The organism is Chitinophaga sp. (genome assembly GCF_035564935.1).
In the GTDB taxonomy this organism is placed as follows: Bacteria; Bacteroidota; Bacteroidia; order Chitinophagales; family Chitinophagaceae; genus Chitinophaga.
Genome location: NZ_DATMTE010000574.1, coordinates 1 through 4,521, shown reverse-complemented (window position 1 = coordinate 4,521; position 4,521 = coordinate 1). Strand labels below are relative to the sequence as shown.

The 4,521-nt window shown below is 44.9% G+C and carries 5 protein-coding genes; 3 read left to right on the top strand and 2 right to left on the bottom strand.

Features of this window, described 5'->3' with window-relative positions; genetic code table 11:
* From VN105_RS14780 to VN105_RS14770, 3 genes are all read left to right on the top strand, one after another.
* Positions 1–1,072 (top strand): glycoside hydrolase family 43 protein (locus VN105_RS14780; RefSeq protein ID WP_325642191.1); only part of this gene is annotated, 1,072 nt, incomplete at its 5' end.
* Between the two features lie 141 nt (positions 1,073–1,213).
* Positions 1,214–1,489, top strand: coding sequence for a metalloregulator ArsR/SmtB family transcription factor (locus tag VN105_RS14775; protein WP_325642189.1), 276 nt, complete (start codon positions 1,214–1,216; stop codon positions 1,487–1,489).
* A gap of 76 nt (positions 1,490–1,565) precedes the next feature.
* A complete protein-coding gene (locus VN105_RS14770) occupies positions 1,566–2,756 on the top strand; it encodes an MFS transporter (RefSeq protein ID WP_325642187.1) in 1,191 nt (396 codons plus the stop codon).
* Between the two features lie 165 nt (positions 2,757–2,921).
* On the opposite strand, the gene VN105_RS14765 is transcribed toward VN105_RS14770, so the two are convergent.
* Together VN105_RS14765 and VN105_RS14760 are read right to left on the bottom strand one after the other, a co-directional pair.
* Positions 2,922–4,043, bottom strand: a complete 1,122-nt coding sequence (locus VN105_RS14765; RefSeq protein WP_325642185.1) for an FAD-dependent monooxygenase — start codon at positions 4,041–4,043, stop codon at positions 2,922–2,924.
* Between the two features lie 111 nt (positions 4,044–4,154).
* A partial coding sequence (locus VN105_RS14760) for a helix-turn-helix domain-containing protein (RefSeq protein ID WP_325642183.1) occupies positions 4,155–4,521 on the bottom strand: 367 nt, incomplete at its 5' end.

The following is a 4,521-nucleotide window of genomic DNA, read 5'->3' as shown; positions in this document are numbered from 1 at the left end:
GGCACAGTCGCGCGGCACTTACCAGAACCCTTTACCCGTAGCATTCGGTGATCCTTATGTACTGCATGTAGCCGGCGACAAATACTATATGTACGGCACCGGCGGTGTTGCCAAAAATGGATTTGCCGCCTATTCCTCTACCGACCTGGTGAACTGGAAAGATGAAGGACAGGTATATTATGCCGGCAACAAAGGTGGCTGGAGCGATTCTACCGCCGCATGGAACGGCGCTTACTGGGCGCCTGAAGTGTACGCGTATAAAGGGAAGTTTTATATGTTTTACAGCGCCCAATGGAAAGATAATCCCAATAAAGAGCTTGAAAATTTCCGCATTGGTGTGGCGGTGGCCGACCGCCCTACCGGGCCATTCACCGACATCAGCAACCGCCCTGTTTTTGATCCCGGTTATCCTGTTATTGATGCGAATGTACTCTTTGATAAAAACGGTAAATGTTATCTTTATTACTCCCGTTGCTGCTATAAACATCCTGTAGAAAGCGAAGTGGCTACCTGGGCCAAACAAAAAGGATGGTTTGATACCATAGAGGAAAGCTGGGTATACGGCGTTGAGCTGAAGCCCGACTTCAGCGGTGTAACCGGCGAACCCGTGTTGTTATTACGCCCACCTGTTAAAATGGATGATAAGCATTCCGAATGGGAAAGCCGCTCCGTTACTTCAAAAGAAGTGAACCGCCGGTGGACGGAAGGTTCCGTTGCATTCAAAAAAGGAGACACTTATTATATGATGTACTCCGCCAACTACTTTGGCGGCAGGAATTATGCAGTGGGATATGCCACTTCCAAAAGCCCGCTGGGGCCTTTTGTAAAAGGCGCCAATAACCCTGTATTGCAGAAAAACGTGGAGAAAGGCGGCACCGTCACCGGAACAGGACACAACAGCATTACCTACTCCCCGGATGGGAAAGAGATGCTTTGTGTATATCATGCCCGCACTTCGGCAACGGGCGACCAACGTGTTGTTTTTATTGACCGGATGAAGATCTTAAAAGATGGCAAGCTGGTAGTGGAAGGGCCTACTACTACACCACAGGCGATACCCGGAAGTAAATAAATTATTGAATTTTTGGCTGCAGCCGGGCTTCCTTCAGAGGTTAAGTCCGGCTGCACTTAATTAATCCCTCTTCATAGAAACATTTATATGTTTCTATATTTTTTTTATTATCTTTGCATTCGCAACAACTTGTTCCCGGATATGGACAATAGAAAATTTGAGAAGATATCCCGTGCGTTGAGTGATGCCAGCAGGATTACCATCCTGCAGCAATTCAGGAAGAAGCAGGGATGTTTGTATTGTGCAGAGATAACCGAAATGCTGGATCTTACCCAACCTTCTGTTTCCCACCATCTGAAGCAGCTGGTAGATGCAGATTTGCTCATACCAGAAAAAGAGGGACGCAATCTTAAGTACATTTTAAACCAAAAAGTGCTGGGCGATTATATTGATCGGCTTAATGCCTTAAAGGCATAGTTCTTTCATCCCGGTATAAGCAGTATTTGTTACAACAAATACATCGAAACATTCAAATATTCAAATCAATATATTGATGAAAAAGTCGATCTACGCAATGGCTCTGGGAGCCTTTGGAATTATTACCACCGAATTTGGCGTTATAGGTGTGCTGCCTAACCTGGCCAAGGTATTTGATGTTTCTGTGGATACGGCGGGGTGGTTATTAAGTGCATTTGCATTAACGGTAGCAGTGTCGTCCCCGTTTATAACCGCGCTAACCACCAATATAAACCGTAAGCTGCTGATGTCTCTTGTATTGGCTGTATTTGTGGTATCCAACCTGCTTTCTGCCTTCTCTCCGAACTTTACGGTATTGATGATTGCCCGCATCTTACCGGCTTTTTTACACCCGCTGTTCTGGAACATTTCACTGGCAGTAGCGTTCAAGGAATCCGGCAGTAAAGCAGTTTCTGTGGTGATGTCCGGGGTTAGCATCGCCACAGTAATGGGTGTGCCGATCACCACTTATGCGGCTGAATTTTTCAACAACTGGCAGGCCTCATTTTTCCTGGCCAGCTTTGTGAGCCTGGTCGCTTTTATGGGGCTGTTACTTTTTGTCCCCTCCATGCCGGCCACCAGGAAAGCAACCAATGAAAGCCAATTGTATGTACTAAAGAATCCGCAGTTATGGCTGAACCTTGTTTCCACCATTCTTATGCTGGCTGGTATGTTTTCAAGTTATGGTTACCTGGCGGCCTATCTCGAAAAGATCTCCCACATGAGCGGCACGCAGGTGAGCATTATGTTGCTCCTGTTCGGCGGCATGGGTGTGCTGGGTAACTGGATCACCGGCATTGCGTTAAGCAGGAATGTAATGCTTACTACCCGTGTATTTTTCTCTTTGCTCATTCTTGTGCAGGTGCTGGCTTACTTCTTTGGCGGTATCTTTATTCCGATGGTCATTATCCTTTCTTTCTGGGGCGCTATTCATACAGGAGGCTTCCTGATAGGAAATATACGTACCACCCGTTCGGTACCACACAGTGCGCTGGAGTTTGTGAACAGCCTGCTCACCTCCTGCTATAATATCGGCATATCGCTGGGCACCATGCTGGGAGGCTTTATTATAGCCAGTTACGGCGTTCATCATGTTATCTGGATGAGTGCAGGGCTGCTGGCACTCAACCTGGGTCTGAGCTTTATTACCTTTGGAGAGAAACACCAGGCTACAACTATAAATATAAATGCGGAAAAAGAATTAGCCACTCCTGTTCTGCATGCTTAAACCAACCATTTTTTAAATGCCGCAGCAGCGGTTAACAGTTGCTGCGGCATTCTCTTATCTTTTATTGAAGGGAGCTATTTTGCCTTACCCATTGTGTTATATCAACAGCGGGTCATTCAAATTAAACCCGGGAAGAGTTATTTTAAAAAAGTAAAAGAGGACTCTCTAAAACCCAATCCCTCCCGTGTTTCTTTCGCGGATCGCTTCTTCTGTTCGGGGCAGCAGGTATTCCAGCGTTGCCTCAGCTTCCTCCTGTACTTTGTCTATAAAAGGACGCAGTTCCTTATTGTAATCATTAAACGCTGATTTATAATCACCGTCGTGTTTCGCAAAGGCATCTGCCAATGCTGTTGCTCCTATTATTGCCAGTGAGCCGCCCATGCCTGCTGCAGGCGAAGCGCAATAACCAGCGTCGCCTACCAGCGCCACACGGCCTTTTGTCCATGAAGGCATTTTTACCTGGCAGAATTTATCGAAATAAAAAGTTGATGCTGCCATTACCTCTTTTAACAACTCCACGGTTCGCCAGCCAGCTCCTTCAAACTGTGCTAAAATTATTTTCTTTTGCTGCGCCTCATCACGATAATTGTAAGAAATTTCCTCTTCCGAACGGAAAGTGAGCACGATATCTGTTTTATTATTATATGCATTAAGCATAATACCCTTGTTGGGTTCGCTATACAACTGCAACGTATTTTGCTTTATCAGCAGTTTGTTGACGATAGTGATAGAAAAATACTGCCCAAGAAAATGGGAGTATGCTGTTTCATGCCCAAACCATATGCTCCTTACGGCCGAATGTATGCCATCGCAACCAAACACCAGGTCGTACACCTCATGTGAGCCATCTTTAAAAGTAACTTCAATGTTATCCTCTATTTCATTCAAACCTGTGATGGCGTTGTTAAAAACAAATTCAACCTCATTTTTAACCTTATCAAATAACAGGTTCAGCAAGGTATCCCGTTCAATTTCAAATTCATCATCCGGTTGTTCTTCACCTGGCTGTCGCAGCATCCTGATACTTTCTGTAATATCTGCTGCGTTCTTAAATTCCGTTGATTCAAGGCTTAACCGGTTGGCTTTTATCTGCTCAAAAAGCCCCATCCGCTTTACAATATCAACGGTACTTTCTTTTATATCCACAGGCGTACCGCCCTTTTTCAGGTGACTGCCAATTTCCACTACGGTTACGTTGTATCCCATTTTATTCATCCAATAAGCGGTTGAAAGCCCTGCGAAACTTGCGCCCGATATAAGGACATTTTTCTTCCTTAATGATTCCATTTCTATACATTTTAATATACGAAAGCGCCCCAATACACCTGGAACAATGATGCTACAAAGGTGCGTTGCCTCATAAAGGGCCGCAATAGCAAAAAAAGGGTAAGTATTGGACTATTCGTGGTTTTTGTTCCGGAAAGCCAAAGCTGTGATGCCTGTGACTTTGGTGAACAGCCGTGAGAAATAAGGATAATCATCATAGCCCAATTCAATGGCAATCTCTTTTACTGATTTACCTGAATGATACAGCAGGCGTTTTGCTTCCAAAATAACACGTTGCTGTATGTGATGCGAAACAGAATGCCCGGTTGTATTTTTCACACATTCATTCAGGTAATGCGTGGAAATGTTGAGTTTTTCTGCGTATGCCGCCGGGCGTTTAATGGTGGTATAATTGCGTTCCAATATTTCATGGAAGGATTTGGTCACCGTTTCAAACCGTGAAAGCTTGTCCGGCAATGCTGATTTATTTAGGTATTGT

Bases quoted from the DNA above. Each gene is read 5' to 3' on its own strand.
- VN105_RS14775 (WP_325642189.1), top strand. From the start codon at position 1,214: ATGGACAATAGAAAATTTGAGAAGATATCCCGTGCGTTGAGTGATGCC.
- VN105_RS14770 (WP_325642187.1), top strand. From the start codon at position 1,566: ATGAAAAAGTCGATCTACGCAATGGCTCTGGGAGCCTTTGGAATTATT.
- VN105_RS14765 (WP_325642185.1), bottom strand. From the start codon at position 4,043: ATGGAATCATTAAGGAAGAAAAATGTCCTTATATCGGGCGCAAGTTTC.